This is a genomic window from Alkalibacterium pelagium (assembly GCF_900109325.1).
GTDB lineage: Bacteria > Bacillota > Bacilli > Lactobacillales > Carnobacteriaceae_A > Alkalibacterium > Alkalibacterium pelagium.
The window spans coordinates 1-23,283 of record NZ_FNZU01000003.1 but is presented as its reverse complement, the minus strand read 5'-3'; the positions used below and the strand labels follow the sequence as shown (position 1 = coordinate 23,283).

Sequence of the window (23,283 nt, the reverse complement as noted above, 5' to 3'; positions counted from 1 at the left end):
AAATGCGAAATGTTTGGTATAATGGATAGATGAAGATTTTAAACGGATAAACAGACATAAGCAACTACAGTTGAAAAGGGATGACTGAATCGATGAAAAAACAGGCTTTTCCAGAAATGACGATCACTTCTTTAGCCAGCAACTACTCGACATTTCTTCAAGGCAAGGAAGTATATAAGAACAGAGCAGTCAAGAATCTGAAAGTGGACACCAAGAATCACACTGTTCAGTTTAATGTTGAAGACCGTCAGTTAGAAACCGTACACTTGCGCTTTTATCCGAATGGTGTGGCTAGAAAATATCATTGCACGTGTAAACCATTTGAAAAGAATTCGGGTGCCTGTAAGCATGTGGTCGCGGCCATGTTCCACTTGAATGATCTGGATGCTAATGATCTCACAGCTAAAAATGAGACACCTGCCAGCTCAGGGAGTAAGACCCAGCCTATGTTTTCTTATAAGAAAAGTGAAAAGGCAGTCAATGAACTGCTCCATTTATCCAAGCAGGAAATTGCCAGACAAACTGACTCCTTATATAAACAGCCGGTATATGTCGAATATATCTTAAATGTGAGCGGGACTTCGGCTAATCCTATTTACGATCTTTTTTTCAAAATCGGCAAGGATTACTTATATATTGTTAAAAATACAGCACGGGTCATTGATGATATCATCAGTGGAGAAGCGATTGAATTTGGGAAGAACTTTACATTTGATTCCAGCGAGTATGCCTTACTGGCGGAAGATCGATATGTCTTTGAAAAACTGAAGGATATTCAGGATATTATTTCATCTCTGACACCTGTAGGATATGAAAGCCAGATGTCGAATCGGGAAAGTTTCTCAATTCCCGCTTTATACATCAAAGAATTGATCCGACTGCTGGAAAACACTATGGGTGCATTTGTGCGTTTTGGAAGACCACCTCGTCAGCTGACTCAGATCGATCGCGGAGATACGCTTCGGGTAAAAGAAGGCATTGAAGATCTTGATCTGACATTCAAATTTGAAAAGAAAGATAATTTATTCCACTTTTCTCTTGCAGATACGTCACTGACAGTTGAAGACTTTCATTTCCACGACAAAGGTAAGATGATTGAGTACAAGCAAGTTTTCTACCTTCTGTCATCTCCTTCATATGAGCTGATTCACAGTATTTTTGAGGGACTGAAGAGTTCCGGTTCCTATACGCTGGTCATGCGCCGGTCTGAAATTGAAACTTTCCTGTCCGTTACATTGTCACAGCTCAAGGAAGTCATACAGGTCGATATGGACGAGGCCGTCCGACAACTGATCTATCAGGCAGAATTAGAGCCTCAACTATATATCGATACTGAAGGTCAGTCACTGCTGATTCGTCCGGTATACTCTTACGGACAGACGACTCTCTATCCATTAGAAGAGTCTGAGTCTACTGTAGAAGAAACGATCCTCGTCAGGGAATGGAAGAAGGAATCAGATGTTCTGAATCTGCTGTATACTCATGTCCCTTCAGTTGCCCGTCAGCAGGGCATGTGGAAGCTGACTGAAACGGATACCATCAGCGGATTTCTGTATGATTCACTTCCGGAACTTGCTGAAAACATGGAAATCTTCCTGTCTCAGTCTGCCCGCCGTCTGATTTACAGTCCGAAAAGACAGCCGAGAGTCACGATGGAAATGAGGGAGTCATCCAATCTACTGGATATCAGTTTCGAAACTGAAGATATTCCTTCAAATGAACTGCAGGCCCTGTTGAAGGACCTTGAAAAAAATCAGCCGTTTTATAGACTGTCAAGCGGTCAGCTGGTGAATCTGAAAGACCCTGCGTTTCAGGCTATGAAACGGGCTAAAGAATCACTGGATATTGATGATGATGAGTTTGAGACTGATATGACTGTTTCTGTCTTCCAGGGGCTGTCCGCATTAGATGAGGAAACTATAAATACCGGAAGACGCTTCAAGTCACTTGTGGAGCAGCTGTTGAGTCCGGAAACACTGGACTTTGATTTGCCAGCTGGTCTGAAAGCTAACATGCGACCGTATCAGGTCACTGGATTCAAGTGGCTGAAAAGCCTAGATCATTATGGGTTCGGAGGAGTGCTGGCGGATGACATGGGACTTGGAAAGACTGTCCAGACGATTGCTTTTCTACAGTCCAAATATGAAGAAAAACAAGGGCGCTATCTCATCATCTGCCCGTCTAGTGTCGTCTACAACTGGCAGCACGAGTGGCTGAACTTTGTGCCCGATACAGAAACGATCATCATTTCAGGCTCCAAGGAAGAACGGGAAGCTAAAAAACAGGAAGCGCTGAATAAAAACATTCCAATCTGGATTACAAGTTATCCTCTTGTTCAAAGAGATTCAGATCTGTACGAGGACGAAACATTTGAGACGATCGTTCTGGATGAATCACAAACTGTCAAGAACAGTGCAGCCAAGACGACTCAGGCTGTCAGGAAACTGAAAGCTGAAAGCAAGATTGCTTTGTCAGGAACACCGATTGAAAACCATTTGGGAGAACTCTGGTCCCTGTTTTCAATCATCCAGCCAGGTCTGTTCAAGAACAGGAAAGCGTTCCAGGCTATGGACCAGTCTAGAATTTCTGCAAAGATCAAGCCGTTCATTTTAAGACGATTGAAACGGGATGTGCTGGACGATCTACCTGAGAAGACAGAAACAACAGAGTACATTGAACTGTCTGATAATCAGAAGCGTCTGTATCAAACCCAGCATGCGGCAATCAAGCAGGAAATCAAGACATTGATCGATACGGATGAGCTGAATGCCAACCGGATCAAAGTGCTGGCAGGTATGACCAGACTGAGACAGATCTGTTGTGATCCAAGGCTAGTCATGCCTAATTTCGAAGGGGCGTCTTCTAAACTGGAGCGTCTGATGGAATACCTTGAAGAGGCGCGGGCCAACGGCAAACGTGTTGTCCTGTTCTCTCAGTTCACATCCATGCTGAAAATCATTAGGGAGCGTCTGGATGCCATAGATGTGGATTACCATTACCTCGATGGTCAGACCAAAAATGAAGACCGTCTGCATTTGACGACCCGATTCAATACTGGAGAAAAGGACCTGTTCCTGATTTCACTTAAAGCTGGTGGAACAGGGTTGAACCTGACAGGTGGAGATACCGTCATTCTTTATGACTCCTGGTGGAATCCGGCAATCGAAGATCAGGCGGCTGACCGGGTGCACCGGTTCGGTCAGAAGAAATCCGTACAGATCATTCGTCTGATTACAACGGGAACGATCGAAGAACGCATCAACGATCTTCAGGAGAAGAAACGCGAACTGATCGATTCAGTTATTACTAAAGGCAATACTCAGACACTGAACAGTCTAAGCACAGAAGAAGTACTGACGCTGCTCGAAGATTGATTATATATGATAAAAAGTCATGCAAGGATAGATATTCTGCTGGCCCGGACTCAGAAACCATACTCAGTGGCTATTGCTTGAAAGCCCCCGATTCCTGCTCGTATAATTAAGGAGAAGCGATGATACGACTGATACAGGAGGAGGGGAGACGATGGATGAGAAATTAAAAAAAGTGATGGATGCGACATATGAGTGCATGCAGGCTTGTAATAATTGCTTTGACGCCTGTTTGAATGAAGAGCACCTTGATATGATGAGAGAGTGTATCCGTCTGGACCGGGAGTGTGCAGATATCTGCCAGATGGTTCTGTCGTTCAGTGGAAGAGAAGGGTCTTTGAGAAACGACCTGGTTTCACTTTGTGGAACGATCTGTCAGGCCTGCGGAAAAGAATGTGAGCAGCACGACCATGACCACTGTCAGGAATGTGCAAAAGCTTGCTTTACCTGTGCTGATGCATGTAGAAGTTTTGTGAATGCCTAACTGATTAATGACCGGAGTAGAAGAAAGTCTATAATGAGGCTTTCGTCTCCTCCGGTTTTTTATTTGGAATTGAGTTTATCAGTACTTTTCGATGTGAACTTCATTTTTTCCTGGTAAAATGAAGTTCACCAATCTTTTTACCCTCTAAACTCCACACGTTATCAGATGAGTTTAGTTCAGCGCTTTTTCCAGTGCTGAACTACCTTTTAGCCCTTCTTCAGTTTAGTTCAAAAGAAATAATCCCCATAAACTCCATCCATCCATTCTATAGTCCATTTCATTTCACTATAAAAGCTTTATTCAGCAATGGACTCCCTTTTAAGTTTTCCTCTGACGTATGCTATACTTGAGTCACAACAGATCGCGGAGGAATAGTGTGAAAGATAAGATAATTGTGATCGTCGGACCGACAGCAGTGGGAAAAACGGCGTTAAGTATTGAACTGGCAAAAACATTTAATGGTGAACTGATTAATGGAGATTCGATGCAGGTCTACAGAGGTCTGGACATCGGGACAGCAAAAGTGACTGAAAAGGAAGCGGAAGGTCTTCCGCATCATCTGATCGATATCAAAGACCCTATAGACCCATTTAGTGTGTCGGATTTTAAAGAAGCCGCGTCTCAGAAAATAAGTGAGATCACTGAGAGAGGCAAGCTTCCGATCATTGTAGGAGGGACCGGCTTATATATCGAATCCCTTCTGTATGATATCAGTCATGGCGGTGAAGCAAAACCGAATCAGGCATTTAGAGATGAAATGGACAGTCTGGCACGTGAGGATGGCAGAGAAGCTTTGCACGAGAAGCTTAGGGAAAAGGATCCTGCTTCGGCTGAACAGATTCATCCAAACAATGTCAGACGCGTGATCCGAGCGCTTGAAGTGATTCACGAAACAGGTCAGCCATTTTCCAAATATCAGTCGGAAAAAAAGAAAGAACCGTTGTACGATGCTTTTGTAATAGGGTTGACTACAGACCGGACTTTATTGTACGACCGAATCAATCGACGGGTGGATCAGATGATGGAGTCTGGCCTGCTCGAGGAAGCGGAAGAGCTGATCAAACATGTTCCGGAAGATGCTCAGAGTTTGAAAGGGATTGGCTACAAAGAACTGATTCCGTATATTGAAGGAAGTATGCCGCTAGAAGAAGCAGTCGATACAATCAAGCAGCATTCCAGAAATTACGCAAAACGTCAGTTAACCTGGTTCAGAAATCGCTTTGAAATCGATCAGTGGGCTGATCTTATTGAGCATCCTGAGTCAATCGATACATTAAAAAGCCAGATAAAAGACCATATAGGAAGTGATTAAATGGAACAAGAACAGACATATGAAAAAGTCATCATCGTCGGCATAGAAAAACAGAACGAAGAAGATGCTTTTCGTTATTCTTTCGATGAGCTCGAGCAGCTCGTTGAAAATGCCGGGGGAAAAGTCGTTGCTAAACTGTCTCAGAAAAGAGAGCGGATCGATCATAAAACGGTGATAGGAAAAGGAAAAGTCAATGAACTGAAGCATTTGGCAGACGAGCTGGAAGCCCAGACGATTGTATTCAACCAGGAACTCTCACCCAGTCATGTAAGAAATATTCAGGAGGAAGTTGATGCTAAAGTTATCGACCGGATTCAAGTCATACTTGATATCTTTGCCCTCAGAGCACAGAGTAAGGAAGGGCGACTGCAGGTCGAACTGGCACAACTGTCTTACATTCTGCCTAGATTGGCTGGTCAGGGAGAGAACATGTCCCGGCTGGGTGCAGGAATCGGAACTAGAGGTCCAGGGGAAACGAAACTGGAAACTGACCGCCGGCACATTCAGAGACAGATGACAGAGATACGTAAGGAACTGAAGAAGATTGCGGCTCACCGTGAGCGAAGCCGGGAACAGCGTAAAAACAGTAACGTATTTCAGATCGGTCTGATCGGGTATACGAATGCTGGAAAATCGACCCTCTTGAATCAGCTGACTCAAGCGGAGACGTATGAAAAAGATCAGCTGTTTGCGACACTCGATCCCTTGACCAGAAAAAGTGAGCTCCCGTCAGGCATGCAGATCACACTGACGGATACGGTCGGATTTATCCAGGAGCTGCCCACTCAGCTGATCGAAGCTTTCAAGTCGACACTCGAAGAATCCAAGCACGTGGATATGCTTTTACATGTCGTGGATGCATCTGCTGAGAATATCAAGGCGCATGAGGAAACGGTCATGGAGCTGCTTGATGAACTGGGAATGAATCTGATTCCGATGCTGACGGTGTACAATAAAAAGGATCTGCTGGAATCCCCTGCGCGTACCTCGCTCTTTCCGAACTGCACGATTTCGGCTCGCGACCCTGAAGATATAGAGATGCTAAGACATGCGATTGAAAAAGAAATAAAGAAACAGATGGTTCATTATCAGCTCAGCATTCCAAGCGAACGGGGAGACTGGCTAGTCGAACTCCGTCAGAATACTCTTCTCGAACGTCAGCTTTTTGATGAAGACAATCAGGTATATGCAGTAGAAGGTTACGCAAAAAAAGGATCCAGATGGGTCCAGGATTAATTAGCAACTATCTTTAATCGTTACTGACATAATAGTATAAACCAGTCCCATCTTTTGCCCGCCTAAAGGCAATGGATGGGCTTTTTTGATCAGTTTTCACTAAAAGTAAGAATGTTCTCATTATATTATATTTACAAACTAACCGACAAATTTAACTTGTTATTTAATTATATAATACTCTTAATTATAGAATTAGAAAAATTTATAGATATTAACTATTAATTTTTCAGATCCTAATCCGATAATGAGAAAGTATGCACAATATTTGAAAGAGGGATTAGAGTGAAAAAGATATCAGGCAAGAAAAGAAACAGAATAGTTAATAGTGATCAAAAAAAGAAATCATTACGCCTTCGTTTTATTCTATTGTTCACAACTTTGGTGTTCGTTCCTATATTAATAGTTTCGGGCGCACTATACTACCGCATGGATCAGGCAGTAACTAGGCGCGTGCTTAGAGAGCAGCAGCAGGCAACAAGCCGAATCGTTACTCTTATGGAGGATGCCGGATCTGAAGCAAGAAGTGGTCTGGAGGCTCTCGCTGAAGTAGAAGACATGACACAAGTCACAACTTTGGAAGATGAAAGCCAGCTGGATCAGCTGATGACCGTCGTCCAGTCAGCCTCACAATACATAAGCGATGTCTTCTTCTTTATCCCTGGTCAGGAAGCAGTTGGAACAATGGAACAGCAGGACTTAGAGACAGTTTCACAAAACTGGCTTGCTGGAGCTACTGGAGCGGGTGGAGATATCTACTTCTCTGAGCCATATACTGATGTGGTATCAGGGGCCACAACAATGGCTGCAGCCATGACAATCGATCAGGAAAATGGAGAGACTGGAATATTAGGTCTTCAAATGGACATGGAGAGTATTGCAGCTGTCATCGACAGTAGTCAAATTGGAGAGACAGGGTATCCGTTTGTCATAACTGAAGCAGGCTACTGGCAGTTTACACAAGATCCAACTCTATCCGGACAAGACGTAAGCAACCAGAGTATTTTCTTAGAAGCAACTGACATGTCCGGTGAAATATATAATGATTTTAATGGCCGGACCTTCCCAATCTATTATGAACGAGTCCCAGACATGAACCTAATTGTATACGGAGCAGTCACCTCTAATGAGATGTCTGCGGAAAATGACTTGTTTCTGACAAGCAGTCTAAGAGTGCTGGCCATCAGCATAATAGGTGCAGCGGGGTTATCCATTCTTCTATCGAATTATCTCGTATCGATTACTAGAATGATAAGGGAAGCTCTAGCTGGAATTCAGGAAGGGGACTTGAGAACACGCATAACCTCTTTAAAGACTGGGAAAAAGAAAAAAACATCGAAGAAAAACAAGCCGGCTGTTAATGAGATAAAAGAAAATGGACACGAGCTCCATCAGATCGGGTGGAGTTTCAATGAAGCTGTCTCAACATTCCAGAAGGTAATCTATGATATTCAAGGTAAAGCTAAATCAGTAGATGAACTGGCTTCTGATCTGGCAGAAATAACTGAGCAGACAAAAAATGCAACAGAAGAAGTATCAGAAACGATTCAGAGCATTGCTCACTCCAGTGGTCAGCAGACTTCGGATACTCAGAACACGGTCAAGCTCATGGACGAACTGTCGGAACATGTCAATGCGATTACTTCAAATATGCAGGAAGTTGGAATGCATGCGGACGGCACTGTGCTGGCTCTGGGAGAAAACGACCGGAAAATGGGACATGTTAATCAGACCTGGAATGAGACCGTAGATTCTTTCAATAGGCTGAAAGCTAATATTGGAAAAGTGGACGGCAATGTCCAGGATGTAGAAAAAATACTGAAAGCTATTCAGGACATTTCTGAAAAGACCAACTTACTGGCCTTGAATGCGTCAATTGAGGCGGCTCGTGCCGGGGAAGCAGGAAAAGGCTTCTCAGTAGTTGCTGAAGAAATACGGAAACTTGCTGAACAGAGTAATGACTCATCTGAAATGATCACCGAAATCATACAAGTTATTCAACATGATTCAAATGAAATGGTGTCTACACTGGATCGTGTGCTGGATGATAGTGACAAACAGACGGAATCATTGAAAGGTGTCACTCAGACTAATGAAGACATATCAATGAATATTCAAGTGCTGGCTAAACACATCGCTCAGGCTTTCCAGCTTGCTTCTCTAGTTGAAGAGAAAAAAGAAGCTGTCGTAAAAGCGTTAGATAATATCGAAGCTTCTGCCGAAGAAAATGCGGCGGGAACCGAAGAAGTATCCGCGAACGCTGAGGAAATCCTCGCTTCGATGGAAGAATTTACTGCATCGATAGAACAAATGAAAGTCCTGGCAGGAAACTTAAAAGAATCAACTAACCAGTTTTCATAATTCAAATGAATCAGATTCGAGGTCTGCTATTTATAGTAGAGAGACCTCGAATTTTTTATTAATACGTATAATAAACAGAAAACTAAGCAGAAATTTGATAGGTTATATATAAGTGTCATCCCTTTAAAGAGAAAGCTTCAATAATTAATCTTAAGCAATTGTGACAGAATTAAGAACAATCAATAAGATACGCTGAAAGCATAAACAATTTGTATATTTGACCGATTATAAAAAATGAAGTGCACTAATAAAAAATTATATACGAGGAGAATACATATGAACAAAGCTAAAACCCAGTTTGATCGGTTGAAAACTCAACTGAAAGCTGTGAAATGGCCAAAAATTAATGTTAGTGATCAATTATCCCGCTTCACAAGTAAGAAAGGTAAGAATGGCAAAAACAGAGAACATAAAAGTGTGCGTCTGCCGATCGCTATTAGTCTGATTGTCCTAATGCTCGTTCCAGTTCTAGGAGCCATGCTGTATACATATAACAGAACATCCGATCTGATTACTCAAAGAGTCGAAGAACAGCAGCAGCAGATCACAGCCAACCTGGTTGAAAATATATCAGCTGCTGCTCTAGCTGCTGAAGAAACCGTTCAGCGTTTAGCTTTGGATGGGGTTTTACAGCGCGTAGCAAGCGGTGATGAATCTGCACAGATGGAACTGGGATCACGTTTTCAGTATGTGGTCACAGGAAATCCCTACATTGCAGATGTGCATTTTGTACCTGCAGATTCTCAGAATCCATTCGTATCCACGCTCTCAGTAGTGAGAGGGAATCAGGATCCTTATGAAATCTACCCATGGCTTGAGCGTGCTCTTGTCTCATCAGGATTGAACTGGAATGAACCGCATGTATTCAATAACAGATCTAGAATGACTGTCACTAGATCTATCGGTACTGGGACAAACACAACAGGTGTTCTGGCTATCGACCTGGATATGAATGTTATTCGTGAAGAAATCAATAATACAGCAATTGCCAATACAGGATTCATCAGCATTCTGACTGACAGTGGAAACGTTGTAGCTTCTTCTCAGCAGGACTGGGTAGGAGAAAACATGTCATCTTCGGACTTTTTCAGTAAGACAGTTGGAAATGACGTATCAACGTCGTCATCAGATACCGGTGAAGAGAATGCATCTGCATTGGTTTACGATAGAGAAATCAACGGTGGGAGATTTGGGATTTATCATGAATCTCTTCCGAACTTAGGACTCAATATATATGGAATGGTCCGTTTAAATGAAATGGCTGAAGAACAGGGTGCATTACGTAATATTTTGATCTTCATTACTGTTCTAACAATAATTGTCGCTGCAGTCGTGGCGCTTCTGGCTTCCGGACTGGTTGCAGCTATCTCTGATGCTCTGATGAATGCATTCAGACGAGTAGAAAAAGGAGATCTGACAGCTCGACTGAATAAAAAAGACTTGTTCAACCCAAGCGTAACTTTAATTAAAGGGCTGGACAAATGGAATGAAAAACGTGGCAGGAAGCCAAAAGAAGGCAAGGCACTCGATCCTAAAGGAAATGAAATCCATCAGATTGGACTGGCTTTCAACCGAACAATGGAAACATTTGGAGAAACTGTAGAAGTGATCCAAGGAAATAGTCAGAATGTATCAACAATGGCAACGACTTTGACAGAAATAGCTGATCAGACCAGCCGTTCGACAGCAGAAGTTTCTGAAACCATCAATGGGGTTGCAGAAGCGACATCCATGCAGACACAGGATACTGAAGCAACGGCTACACAGATGAATGCCTTGTCAGAAGCTCTGGAAGAAATCAATCAGGCCGTCGGACAAATGGGCGAGCATGCAGATAAGACAATGATCGTGAACGGTCAGAATACATTTGCGACCCATGAAGTTGAACAGAAGTGGAAAGAAACGTTAGAAACACTGGATGACCTTAAAGAGAAGATTGAGGAAGTGGATGGCGACATTCAAAACATAGAAGGCATAGTCCAGGCGATCACAACGATTGCTTCCAAGACAAACCTTCTCGCTCTTAACGCTTCAATCGAAGCTGCACGAGCTGGAGATGCCGGTCGCGGATTTGCAGTTGTTGCTGAAGAAATCCGTAAACTTGCCGAACAGAGTGCGACATCTTCAAAAGACATTCAGACCATCATTCGTACAATTCAGGAGAAGTCATCTGGAATGGTTCATCATCTGGAAGAAACGAATGAAGACAGTAAAGTGCAGACAGAAAAAATTGATGAAGCGATCAAGAGCTCAGAAAATGTTGCCGCATCTCTGGAACGACTTGTGGCCAGCATGATGGTGGTCATGCAGTCTTCTTCAATCATCAATGAGAAGAAAGAAGAAGTAGTGGCTCAGCTCGAAAGTATTGCAGCAGGTGCACAGGAGAATTCTGCAGGGACTGAACAGGTGTCAGCAAATGCAGAAGAGATTCTTGCAACAATGGAAGAATTCACTTCACATATCAACCGACTGGAAAACGTAGCCGTGACACTTAAAGTATCAGCAGAAAAATTCATTATTGATCAGAAGAATTCTGATCAGATGACTGATAACGAAGTCGACCTGGACGGACTGGCTCCGGAGTTTGCATAATAAGAAGGAGTAAATACAATTATGACACAGTACATCTTATTCAAGGCAGGAGATCAGACATTCGGCCTCCCTATTTCAGAAACAGATAAAATCATTGCTCTCGAAAACCATACCCCTGTACCTGATATGTCATCTTATATAGTCGGCGTACAAGAAGTTGAAGGTGAAGTTATAGCGGTCATTGACTTGTTAGACCGTTTTTACCAAAAACCTCATCTTTCTCCTGAGGAAGCTGATATCATATTAGTAAACTGGAAAGATACAACGATCGGTCTACTGGTTGACGAAGTAACTGTGGTTAAAACATTCAATACTGAAGATCTGCTGGAAACTGAAGAAGAAAAAATTGATGGTCTATCCACGTCTTATATCTCATTTTTCGTTCAGACAGAAGAGGGAATCATTCCAATTCTAGATAGCCACTATCTTTTTGCAGAAGAAAAAGGCGACGAACTGAGACGTTTAGTATCGATCCATGCAGTAAAAGACTAAATTCAGCAATCATATTGGAGAATAAGATGTCGGAACAAATTAAAGTGGGAATATCAGATTATAAAATAGCGCAGGCACCAGACGAGCTGGTAACCATTGGATTAGGCTCTTGTATAGGTATAGCCATATATGAGCCTAAATCCAAGATAGGTGCATTGAGTCACATCATGCTGCCGGATAGTACATCGTTTTCAGATGTAAACAACTGGCCTAAATTTGCTGATCTGGCTTTGCCTAGAATCGTTTCGGAACTAAAGGAACGAACTCAAGTGGACACATTCCAGGTAAAAATAGCAGGAGGTGCGAGCATGTTCGCTTTTGCAAGTGAATCTGCAACGCTACAAATTGGCCAGCGGAATATTGAGGCCGTCAGACAGACGCTTGAGGATCTTAAGCTGCCTATACTCTCAGAACACCTTGGTGGTAATATGGGTCGGTCGATGTTTGTCGATCTTGAGACTTTTGATGTAAGAGTAAGAATGGTCAACCGGGAAGAATTTGTATTATAGAGAAGAATGAGGAATGTAGCATGACTATTAAAGTTTTAGTCGTCGACGATTCTGCATTGCTCAGAAAAGTACTGACTAACGTACTCAATGACTGCAGTGGAATCGAAGTCACAGACGTAGCCAGAAATGGTATAGAAGCATTAAAACTGATTGAACAATCTAAACCGGATCTTATTACATTGGATGTCGAAATGCCGATGATGAACGGTCTTGAAACACTGGAAGCCATAAAGGAAAAGCATACATTACCAGTCATCATGCTTAGTTCCAAGACTAATGAAGAAACGACGATTCAGGCACTTGAATTAGGTGCAGAAGACTTTATAGAAAAACCAGTCTCAATCAGTGAAAACTGGGATGTCTTTCAAAGTGATCTATCCAGACGCATCAAAATACATTTTACTAAGGAAAAACAGCCTGTAATTACAGAGCAACCCTCAAAAGTCTTAAATGACGCATTATTATCGAAGAAAGATACACTTAAAGCCATCGTGATAGGCGCTTCGACTGGAGGACCAAAAGCACTGGTCAAAGCCATTCAGGCCATATCTCCTGATCTTTCAATACCGGTATTCATTGTTCAGCATATGCCTGAAGGGTTTACGGCTTCCTTTGCGAAACGTCTGGACACTGCAGCGAGCATTCCAGTAGTAGAAGCAGAGCATGGGCAGAAAATCAGACCGGGAACAGTCTATCTTGCTCCAGGCGCACGACACATGACGATCAATGGAAATCATCTTGAACTGGATACAAGACCGAAAGTACATGGTGTTCGACCGGCAGTGGATTACTTGTTTGAAACAGCTTCCCATAAATACGGAAGCGATATCCTGGGGATTATCATGACCGGCATGGGAAGTGACGGGGCCCCCGGGTGTGAAGTAATTAAGAAAAACGGCGGGTACGTTCTGACACAGGATAAAGCATCATCGATCGTTTACGGCATGCCAAGAGCAGTCGTTGAACGAGGATTATCAGATCAGACGGCAAGCTTGAATGACATTGCAGACATACTAAAAGAAATGACAAGGTGACCATATGACAACTTTAGACTTTGATTATTTTTATAGCTGGGTCCATACTAATTTGAATATCCGCCTGGATGCATACAAGGAAAAACAGCTTAACAGACGGATTCAGACCGTCATGAGGCAGGCAGGAGCAAATGATCTAAAAGAATACTCCACATTAATACATGGTGATGAACTGATCAGAAAACAGTTTCTCGATTACATAACAATTAATGTAACGGAGTTTTTCAGAAATAAAGACTTATTTGAAAAGTTTGAGGAGCTTCTGAGGACAGACCTTTCAAAAAAATTCGATAAGATAACGATCTGGAGTGCTGCCTGTTCTATTGGAGCAGAACCGTATTCGTTAGCTATGATTATTGACCGCCATTCTCTCCCCTTAAAGAAAAAGATTATTGCTACTGACATCGATGATACAATCTTAGAAAAAGCAAAAACGGGTATATTTAAAGAAAGTGAACTGAAAAATGTATCAGTAATCGATCGCAGCGATTATTTTGCTATTGAGAATAACCGCTACGTGCTTAATAATAATATCAAACAGATGGTCGATTTCAGAAAGCATGACCTGGTTCTTGATGACTTCGAGAAGAACCTGCATGTGATTGTCTGCAGAAATGTCACGATATATTTTAAAAACGAAATTAAAGAAGAGATCTACCGTAAAATGAGCGACTCACTGGTTAAAGGTGGCTTGCTGTTTACAGGTGCAACAGAGACCATCTATCAGCCTGAACAATTCGGACTGAAGAAAGTGTCGTCGTTCATCTATGAAAAAACGGTGTAATGCGATAGGAGGAAGATGATGGAAGACAATAGTGCATACCTGGATCTGTTCTTTGAAGAAACAGACGAAAACCTAGCCATACTGAACCAGGAAGTCCTTCAGCTGGAACAGAACCCTGAAGATAAGCAGATTATTGATGCGATATTCCGAGCTGCCCATACTCTTAAAGGGATGGCGGCAACTATGGGATTTGAAACGATGGCAGAACTGACACATGCGGTCGAAAGTGTCTTTGAACTGGTGAAAAGTGATCAGGTCAAAGTGTCCAGTGAACTGATTTCTCTGTTCTTTGAAAGCCTGGATCTGCTGACAGAAATCGTTGAGAACCTGCGCCTTGAAAACGTGGAAGCTGTTGATATTTCCGATCTTGTAAACAGACTGCATCAAGTGGCTAATGAAGAAGGTGAAGCGTCCGATTCAGCCGTGCTTAATGAAAACAGTCAACCGAAATTTGACTTCCCTGATCTGGAAGAAGCGGATCAACTGGCTGTTCAGTCTGCAGAAGCTACGGGTTATCAGTTTTATGCTATAGGCATTCGAGTTGAAGAAGAAAGCATGATGAAAGCCGCACGCGCCTTTATGATTTTGAATCGACTGGAACAGATTGGTGATTTTGTTCAAATGAAGCCTTCTGCAGACGCACTTGAGCAAGGAGAATTGGATGGTCCAGTCACTCTGTATTTCCTGTCTAAAGAAGAAAAAGAGGAAATTGAAAAACATGTAGAAGATAGCAGTGAAATTGAAGAATTCATGGTTACTGCTACTACAATAGAAGAAGAGATGAAACAGCAGGACGACACACAAGCTAAGCAATCCGTCCCTGTTAATACAATAGACTCTGAAAGTCTAAAAGAGGTTAATGAGTCAGTACAGAAAACCCCGGAGCGCAAGAAAGCTCCCGCTCGTCAGACCATACGAGTAGACTTGACAAGACTGGATCAGTTTATGAATCTAGTGTCAGAGCTGGTTATTCACCGGACTCGCTTGGAGGACGTTTCTGAAAAGAATCAGCTTCAGGAACTGAATGAACCACTGACACAGGTCGGCCGAATTACTACAGAGCTTCAGGAACTGGTCCTTCAGTTGCGTATGCAGCCTTTCAACGTAGTCGTTCAGCGTTTCCCACGTATGATGAGGGATCTGACTAATGAACTTGGAAAAGAAATCGACTTCCTGACTGAAGGAGAAGATACCGAACTTGACCGGACAGTCGTATCGGAGATTGGGGAACCACTCATTCACTTGCTCCGAAATGCGGCTGATCACGGCATCGAGATGCCTGATGAACGTGAACAGGCAGGTAAGCCAAGAACTGGAAAAATCAAATTGTCCGCTTATCCTGAGGGCAACCGGGTCATTGTGACTTTGGCTGATGACGGGAAAGGACTGAATCCTCGACTGATTGAACAGAGCGCCAATAAAAAAGGTATTTCGACTGAAGGCATGTCCGACGAGCAGATTCAGAATCTTATTTTCCATCCTGGATTTTCAACGGCAGCTTCTGTAACAGGTATATCTGGTCGTGGTGTGGGGATGGATGCTGTTAAGGAAAAAATATCAAGCCTGAACGGAACCATTGAGACTTTCAGTGAGGTGGGTAAAGGGACAACGTTCAGAATCACCCTGCCATTGACCCTGTCAATTATTCAATCCTTACTGGTCAAAGTAGGAACAGAAACATTCGCTATTCCACAGGCGGTCATTGACAAAGTCAACCGGTTTGAAGAGGAAGAAGCGATATCTGTCCATCAGAAAGAAGTCTACAAGTACGAAGGGCACACTATCCCTCTAATTCGAGTATCCAAAGCACTGGATATTGCGGAAGTTGACGAGAGCACGCAGCATGTGGTCGTCGTTCTGATTGGTGAAAACCGCTACGCACTGGTTGTAGATGAACTGATCCATCAGAAAGAAATCGTCATCAAGAAACTGGGGCGCGAATTGAACGAAATTTCCAATTTCCTCGGAGCAACCATTCTTGGAGATGGAAGCATCAGTCTGATTCTTGACGTTACATCTCTCTGTACAAGAAAGAAGGATAGATGAGATGACTAAGGAACATGCACTGCTCAGGCAGGATGCGCTTCAGGAAGTCGTCAATATTGGAGGCGGACATGCCGCAACCAGCCTGTCCAAGATGATTGGGCGTCCGGTAGATATGGATGTTCCCTTTGTAGAACTACTTTCTTACGAAGAGGTCTATCAAACAGTACAATCTGATGATACAATTGTTAGGGCTGTCCTTTCTGAACTGCACGGTAAGAAGTACGGAGTATTTTTATTCGTGATCGATCCTGAAGATGCAGAGAAACTGGCTCAAATGCTGTTGCCGGAAACATCGGAATTTACAGAAGACCTGACCGATTCAGCATTGAAGGAATTGAGCAATATTCTGTTTCAGTCTTTCCTTCAGGCAGTGATGCAGCTGATCAGTAAACCACTGATCGCTTCACTTCCGGTCATGACGACCGATCTTTTCGGATCGATTCTGACCAGTGTCTACATGCAGCAGGAACAGTACAGTGACGAGCTATTTATCATCAGGAATAATTTCCACAGTGAGGGTCATAAAATCGAGGGTAGTTTGTACTTCGTTCCAAAACCCAACACATTGGAACTATTGCTGACACAACTAGGAATATAATAGGAGGATTTATAAAATGAGTAAACGTGTACTAATCGTCGATGATGCAGCTTTCATGCGTATCAAACTGAAAGACATTTTGGAAAAAAATGGATATGAAGTAGCAGGAGAAGCCCAGAATGGGAATGAAGCTGTTGAAAAGTATAAAGAAGTTCAGCCCGACATTGTTACTATGGACATCACCATGCCTGAAAAAGACGGAGTTGAAGCTCTGAAAGAAATCAAGGCGATGGACAGCAGTGCAATTGTATTGATGTGTTCAGCAATGGGGCAGCAGACGATGGTTATGGATGCTATTCGTGCTGGGGCAATGGATTTCATCGTCAAGCCATTTGATACTGAACGCGTGATCAAGGCATTGGATAAAGCCATTAGTTAATTCATTCAATGTAAATGAATAAAGATTCAGAATTCTGTCACATCATGAAATAGCCGAAGATTAAGCGAGGGGGATTTACTCAATGCAGCTGATAGTATTCAAATTAAAAGAACGATTTTATGGCTTTAATACAGAGAATATAGAGGAAATCACCACTCCTCTCAAGGAGACGATCATCCCCCAAGGACCATCCTGGACCAGGGGACTCATCAACCTGAGAGGCCAGATCATGACCCTGATCGACCTTGAAGCACTGCTTAACGGGTCTAGCGCTACAGAAGAATTGTGGTACAATAATACCGTCATTGTGAATACAGAAGATAATCCGCTTGCACTAATGGTCGGAAAGGTAGTCGGTGTTACCGACATCACTGAAGATCAGATCCAGCGATTCGACGATGAGGAGGATGCGCTTGTTGACGGTTATGTCTCTGTCTACAATGAGATGGTCAGTATTATAAATATTGACTCAATTCTGAAAGAGAAAGAGGAAGTAGCGTGAGCCAACAAGTCTTATCCCAACAAGAGATAGATGCTTTGCTGGTTGCCATGGATAGTGGAGAAATCGATACAGAAGAAATGGATGAGGAAACAAGTGGCGCGAAGGTCAAGACTTACGATTTCAGACGACCTGTCCGCCTGTCAAAAGAATACCTGTCAACGATCACTATGGTCTTTGAGGATTTCTCGAAACTGGCATCCAATCTGCTGTCGACTCAACTGAGAAAGCCTGTCGAAGCTAAGATTGCCGCCATCGAACAGGTCTCCTTTGACGAATTCGTCCATTCCGTCCCAAGCTTTACTTTAATGGGCGTATTCAAGAGCGCCCCATTAAGTGGCCTGCAGATACTGGAAATCAATCCCCAGTTCAGTCTTCAGATCGTAGAGCTTCTCTGTGGCTATACTGAAGTATCTTCAGAAGAAACTCTGAAAAACAAATCCAGTTTCACTGATATTGAACTGGCTATACTTGAGGATGTTCTTAAGTCCCTTATGCGTTCTTTTGAAGCAGCATGGAGAGACATCAAGGAAATCGATGTTACCCTTGAAGACACCGAAACAAAACCCCAACTGCTTCAGACGATGTCTCCTAATGAACCTGTCGTTTTGGTTACATTCACAGTCTCTTTGGGTGAACAGAAAACATTCCTGAACATGTGCATTCCATACATATTTTTTGAAGACATACTCGACAAACTCAGTTTCAAGAACTGGTTCCATTCCGGAAAAGAGTTTGATTCTTCTGAAAGAGGACAAATTGCACATAATCTGGATCGTGTTCCGGTAGACGTTGAAGTGGTACTTGGAGAATCTAAAATGGACGTTTCCGACTTCCTGGAAATGGAAGAAGGCGACATTATCCAGCTGGATGAAAAGACATCCAAACCTTTGACCTTATACGTTGAAGATAAGCCTTACTTTAAGGTGAAACCTGGACTGCTTAACAAGAAACTGGCAGTCGAAATACTGAAATTTACGGGAGGAGAGAGTGACGATGAGTGAGCAGTTAACACAGGAACAAATCGATGCCATGCTTAATGGTGGGTCGGTCGAACCTGAGACCCCTAAGCCGACGGAAGATCCGTTAAGTCAGGATGTCAAAGATATCATTGGCGAAGTCGGTAACATATCCATGTCACAGGCAGCCACGACTCTTTCCCAGTTATTGAATCGAGAAGTGAAAATTACAACACCTGTGGTCAAAGGAGTAACGATCAAGGAAGTCGTTGATGCCAACGAAACGCCTAAAGTCGTAACGACCATTTCGTTCAAAGAAGGACTAATTGGTAAAAATGTTCTGATGATCGATGTAAACGATGCAATTATTATCGCTGATTTAATGATGGGAAATGACGGAACGAATGTCGAAGATAATGAGTTCACTGAACTTGAACTGAGTGCCGTATCAGAGGCCATGAACCAGATGATCGGAGCTGCTTCTACAGCTATGGCTACTATGTTCGACAGACGGGTGGACATATCTCCACCGACTGTAAAGAAATGGGAAAATGCCGAAGAAGCAGCAGTTGAAATGCCGAACCAGCAGGAAGTTGTCTGCAGTACATCCTTCCGCTTGAGTGTGGAAGGACTGCTGGACAGTGAAATCATGCAGGTCCTTCCACTTGATACAGCTATGGAGATTGCAGATATTATGCTGGGTGACGAAGCTGAAGTGCTTCATGGCCGCGAACAGGCTGTAGTCAAACCTGTTGAAGACACACCTGCACCTCAAACAAAACAAGCTGAACCTGCTGAACAGACAGCTGTTCAAAACGAGACTGTCAGCATTCAGAAACCTAAATTTCAGGATCTGACACCAAATGAGTCCAAAAATTCTCCACGTAATCTGGACCTGATCATGGATGTCCCGCTTGACTTCAGTGTCGTTCTAGGAAAAAGTCGTAAGACAATCAAAGATATTCTGTCATTGAGCACAGGATCTGTGGTTGAACTGGACAAGATGACTGACGAACCACTTGAAATATACGTCAACGGAAAACTGATCGCAGAAGGCGAAGTCGTCGTTATCAACGAAAGTTTCGGTATCCGCATCACAAATATTTTAAGTAAAGAACAACGTGTCCGTCATTTGAATAAAGATTAAATATGTTATGGAAAAGCAGGAGCAGTCCTGCTTTTTTATTTTGGAAAATGTGTTGTTAGTAGTTACTCTTTATCCTTTTCTTTGATATGTCACAGGTTTCATCTTACGAAGGGTTACATCCCGCCCCCATTTTCGATATACTTATTCTAGTTTTGTAAATCGGAAATAGGGGTTAATATCTGTTGTATCCATCCGATAATAACATTAGATACACTAATTTTATAAAATTGAATCTCTGTCAGCTAAAAAGTGTAGGGTAAAGGAGAGTATGAACGATGAAAATAAATAAATATTCTAACCTGGTTTCATCGGTAAACCAGCCTAAACAATTAAAAAAAGAGGGAGCTGTTGACTCAGCTTCTAAAGCACAGCCAAAAGAAGCCGTAAAAGTCAGCATTTCTAAAGAAGCTCAGGCGATGCTCGATGCAGATAAAGCTGCTTTTTCTGAACGCGTTGATGCGATCAAGCAGGCTATTCAAAATGGAGAGTATGAAGTGGATGCCAGCAAGATCACAGATGGGCTGGTCAGAACGCTTCAGGAACAAAAGGAGTTTTAATAAAATGAGTAAAACCGAAGAAGTACTGACTTATCTGTCTCAGTTAAAAGAAGTGTTGGAGAGAGAAAAGTCAGTTCTGATTGAAAACGATGCGGAAAAGCTGCCGGGAATCATCCAGGAGAAAGAAGACCTTATGATTACTTTGTCTAAGTTCAGCGAAGACGACGTTGAGGTTGATAAACTCAGCGTTCTTTCTCGTGAAGTCAAAGCCCTTCAGGAAACGAACCTTATGCTGACCGAACAATCGATCAGATACACTGAAACGATGCTGGAGCATATCAAGAAAGCAGCGAAGCAGAACAATACGTATTCGAAAAAAGGGACATTTGACGACACGAAAAAAAGTACGTTATTTGATCAATCACTTTAAGGAGAAAGCATATGAGTGGATTATTTGGAACATTAAATACAGCTACAAAAGGGCTGAATGCCCAGCAGACAGCTCTGCAGACTATCGGCCATAATGTAGCGAATGCAAACACGACTGGATATACAAGACAGCGTGTTACCATGCAGGCTGATCTGGCTCAAAGTGTTGCAGGCGTTGGACAGATCGGTACAGGTGTACGTATCGGAAACATTGACCGAGTCAGCGATCAGTATGTCAATACGCAACTGAGAGATGCACACTCAACTACAGAGAAACATAAGTCCCTATCTGACATTATCGGCCAGCTGGAAGCAACGTTCAACGAGCCGTCGGATACAGGACTATCCAATCAGATTTCTGAAGTATTCAACGCCTGGACTTATCTGGCATCTAATCCGGAACAGGCATCTGCCCGTACGATGCTAGTTCAGACAACCGAAACCTTTACCGATACGATCCATCATATGGCTAACAGCATGGACAGCTTACATAAAGATACATTGAATGAACTGGACAAATCCGCACTAGACGCGAACTCAACCTTGAAGCAGCTGGAAAATCTGAACCATCAGATCTGGCAGGCGTCTGTTCGTGGATTTACCCCTAATGATCTTCTGGATCAGCAGGATCGACTGCTGACAGATTTAGCAGGTAAAGTGGACATTACAGTGGAACGTGACCGTTTCAATAGAGTCTCCGTCGATGTTGCCGGAACAAATGTCCTGGACAGTTCGTCACGCAAAGAACTGGCAGTGGTGACGAAAGAGGAGAACGGGACTTTTTACCTGTCAAATGGGGATAGCGTTGAAGGTCCTGAAGGCGAAAATCTAATAGGTAAGGTCATTGTTAAAAATGAAGCCGGTTCTGCAACATTTATCAATCCTCAAAAAGGATCAATGAAAGGGACTCAAGACGCTCTTGGAGTTATCTCCGACATGCAGAGTGATTTAAACGAGTTTGCGTTCAGCTTCGCTACTGCAGTCAACCTTATCCACAGTAATGGTGGAGACTATGATAACGGTGGAGTCGAATTCTTCAATAACGGAGAACTGACTAAAGAAAATGCAGCTTTAAATATCCGAGTAAGTGAGTCACTTAGAAAAAATCCCGAAAATGTTGTTTCAGGTAAAGACCTTAACAATACTTTTTCAGGTGATGGATCAAGAGCTCAAGCGATTGCCGGGCTTCAGTACCAGAATCTGTCTCTTAATTCAGAAAGCTGGACGTTTAACCAGGACTCGATGAAAATTGAAGGGTCCGGAGTTGGTTCAACATTGTTCAGTCGCTACAACAGTATGGTTACTGAGATGGGTATCGTCAAGCAGCAGGAAGATAATATGCTGGATACTCAAAGTGCCTTGATGCACTTGCTGACACAGCGTCGTGAATCTATTTCTGGAGTCGATATCAATGAAGAAGTCGTAGACATGATCAGATACTCAAGTGCTTTCCAGGCCAACTCACGCGTCCTTCAGACGATTTCTGAGATGCTCGATACATTAATCAATAGAACAGGGGTATAAAAATGAGAATAACTAACTCCTTAATGTCTCAAAGTTTTTTATCTAATCTAAATAAAAATTCAAATAGTGTCTTCAAATATCAGGAGCAGTTGTCTTCAATGAAACAAGTCAACCGCCCGAGTGACGATCCACTGAAGGTATCCAAGATACTCGACCTAAAAAATGAAATCAAGCAGAATCAGCAGTACAAGACGACAATAAGTGATTCCATCGATTTCACTAATATTCAGGATTCTGCTTTAGACAGCATGACCTCATCACTTCAAAGAATTTACACACTGACCCAGCAGGCCGCGAATGGCTCCTATAGTAATGATGACAGACAATCGATAAAATCCGAAATCATGAGTGAAGTCGAAACAATGGTCGATTCATTAAATACAAACTTTGCTGGACGCTATATTTTCGGAGGACAAGCTAGTTCTGACAAACCTTTTTCAGTTAATAAAGAAAATGGAGGATTTGAGCTAGTTTTCAATAATCCAGCTGGAGCACCGAATGGTAATGTTTCGAAAGAAATCGGTCGAGGTGTGATGGTAGAATTACAGACTGATGGATCAAAGTTGTTTAATGCTTTTACGGATAGTGAAGGTAATGCGCAAGATTTAAATGCTTTATTTTCTGATTTGTTCCAAGCGCTTGACTCAGATGATACAGAAGCATTAGGTGGCAGACTGTTAACTGGTGTTGACAAAGCGATGAATAATACTGTTAATCAGCGAACAAATATTGGTGCCATTCAAAACCGATTGATTGCAGCTAGAGATCGTAATGAAGAAGAGTATTTAAACCTGGAAACCACACGATCACTTACTGAAGATATAGATCTGGCTGAAACGTATATGAAGTACTCTATGCAGATGGTATCATATCAGGCATCTTTAAATATGGGAACAAGAATACTGCAAACAAACATCCTGGATTATGTAAGATAGAAAATTGGTTGTACAATAAATGACGTTGGTGAGATTAACTCACTAACGTCATTTTTTTAGATATTAGAAAACAAGTGAGTTCTCCTGTAGAATAATAG

Annotated in this window: 20 protein-coding genes; all 20 read left to right on the top strand. The window is 42.6% G+C overall.

Annotated elements, in window-relative coordinates; translation table 11 throughout:
• Positions 1-92: 92 nt before the first annotated feature.
• On the top strand, positions 93-3,374 hold the full coding sequence (locus BMX79_RS03255; protein WP_177165386.1) for a DEAD/DEAH box helicase: 3,282 nt from the start codon (positions 93-95) through the stop codon (positions 3,372-3,374).
• A 151-nt stretch (positions 3,375-3,525) separates the two neighbouring features.
• Positions 3,526-3,855 carry a four-helix bundle copper-binding protein gene (locus tag BMX79_RS03250; protein ID WP_091479079.1) on the top strand — a complete coding sequence of 110 codons (330 nt, stop codon included), beginning with the start codon at positions 3,526-3,528 and terminating at the stop codon, positions 3,853-3,855.
• 337 nt (positions 3,856-4,192) lie between these two features.
• On the top strand, positions 4,193-5,167 hold the full coding sequence (gene miaA, locus BMX79_RS03245) for a tRNA (adenosine(37)-N6)-dimethylallyltransferase MiaA (protein ID WP_091479078.1): 975 nt from the start codon (positions 4,193-4,195) through the stop codon (positions 5,165-5,167).
• Positions 5,168-6,403 (top strand): GTPase HflX, encoded by a 1,236-nt coding sequence (hflX, locus tag BMX79_RS03240; RefSeq protein WP_091479076.1) that lies wholly within the window; start codon positions 5,168-5,170, stop codon positions 6,401-6,403.
• Positions 6,404-6,685: 282 nt separating this feature from the next.
• The gene (locus BMX79_RS03235; protein WP_091479074.1) at positions 6,686-8,761 is read left to right on the top strand and encodes a methyl-accepting chemotaxis protein; all 2,076 of its coding nucleotides are present in this window, start codon (positions 6,686-6,688) and stop codon (positions 8,759-8,761) included.
• A gap of 276 nt (positions 8,762-9,037) precedes the next feature.
• On the top strand, positions 9,038-11,353 hold the full coding sequence (locus BMX79_RS03230) for a methyl-accepting chemotaxis protein (protein WP_170231050.1): 2,316 nt from the start codon (positions 9,038-9,040) through the stop codon (positions 11,351-11,353).
• 21 nt (positions 11,354-11,374) lie between these two features.
• Positions 11,375-11,845, top strand: coding sequence for a chemotaxis protein CheW (locus BMX79_RS03225; protein WP_091479071.1), 471 nt, complete (start codon positions 11,375-11,377; stop codon positions 11,843-11,845).
• 26 nt (positions 11,846-11,871) lie between these two features.
• Complete coding sequence (locus BMX79_RS03220; RefSeq protein ID WP_091479069.1) at positions 11,872-12,354, top strand: chemotaxis protein CheD; 483 nt, start codon at positions 11,872-11,874, stop codon at positions 12,352-12,354.
• Positions 12,355-12,374: 20 nt separating this feature from the next.
• Positions 12,375-13,388, top strand: coding sequence for a protein-glutamate methylesterase/protein-glutamine glutaminase (locus BMX79_RS03215; protein WP_091479067.1), 1,014 nt, complete (start codon positions 12,375-12,377; stop codon positions 13,386-13,388).
• A gap of 4 nt (positions 13,389-13,392) precedes the next feature.
• A complete protein-coding gene (locus BMX79_RS03210) occupies positions 13,393-14,172 on the top strand; it encodes a CheR family methyltransferase (RefSeq protein ID WP_091479065.1) in 780 nt (259 codons plus the stop codon).
• A gap of 18 nt (positions 14,173-14,190) precedes the next feature.
• Positions 14,191-16,218: a chemotaxis protein CheA gene (locus BMX79_RS03205; protein ID WP_091479064.1), complete on the top strand. Its 2,028-nt coding sequence runs from the start codon at positions 14,191-14,193 to the stop codon at positions 16,216-16,218.
• A gap of 1 nt (position 16,219) precedes the next feature.
• Positions 16,220-16,816, top strand: coding sequence for a chemotaxis protein CheC (locus tag BMX79_RS03200; protein ID WP_091479062.1), 597 nt, complete (start codon positions 16,220-16,222; stop codon positions 16,814-16,816).
• A 16-nt stretch (positions 16,817-16,832) separates the two neighbouring features.
• Positions 16,833-17,195, top strand: a complete 363-nt coding sequence (locus BMX79_RS03195; RefSeq protein WP_091479060.1) for a response regulator — start codon at positions 16,833-16,835, stop codon at positions 17,193-17,195.
• A gap of 82 nt (positions 17,196-17,277) precedes the next feature.
• Positions 17,278-17,697, top strand: a complete 420-nt coding sequence (locus BMX79_RS03190; protein WP_091479059.1) for a chemotaxis protein CheW — start codon at positions 17,278-17,280, stop codon at positions 17,695-17,697.
• Positions 17,694-18,698, top strand: a complete 1,005-nt coding sequence (gene fliM, locus BMX79_RS03185; RefSeq protein WP_256212648.1) for a flagellar motor switch protein FliM — start codon at positions 17,694-17,696, stop codon at positions 18,696-18,698. Before BMX79_RS03190 ends, fliM begins: the two co-directional genes overlap by 4 nt.
• Positions 18,691-19,800: a flagellar motor switch phosphatase FliY gene (fliY, locus tag BMX79_RS03180; RefSeq protein ID WP_091479057.1), complete on the top strand. Its 1,110-nt coding sequence runs from the start codon at positions 18,691-18,693 to the stop codon at positions 19,798-19,800. The genes fliM and fliY overlap by 8 nt, the downstream gene beginning before the upstream one ends.
• A gap of 275 nt (positions 19,801-20,075) precedes the next feature.
• The gene (flgM, locus tag BMX79_RS03175) at positions 20,076-20,357 is read left to right on the top strand and encodes a flagellar biosynthesis anti-sigma factor FlgM (protein WP_091479055.1); all 282 of its coding nucleotides are present in this window, start codon (positions 20,076-20,078) and stop codon (positions 20,355-20,357) included.
• A gap of 4 nt (positions 20,358-20,361) precedes the next feature.
• Positions 20,362-20,727, top strand: a complete 366-nt coding sequence (locus BMX79_RS03170; protein WP_091479054.1) for a flagellar export chaperone FlgN — start codon at positions 20,362-20,364, stop codon at positions 20,725-20,727.
• Between the two features lie 11 nt (positions 20,728-20,738).
• Complete coding sequence (gene flgK, locus BMX79_RS03165; protein WP_091479052.1) at positions 20,739-22,250, top strand: flagellar hook-associated protein FlgK; 1,512 nt, start codon at positions 20,739-20,741, stop codon at positions 22,248-22,250.
• A gap of 2 nt (positions 22,251-22,252) precedes the next feature.
• Positions 22,253-23,185 (top strand): flagellar hook-associated protein FlgL, encoded by a 933-nt coding sequence (flgL, locus tag BMX79_RS03160; protein WP_091479050.1) that lies wholly within the window; start codon positions 22,253-22,255, stop codon positions 23,183-23,185.
• The last annotated feature ends 98 nt before the right edge of the window (positions 23,186-23,283 follow it).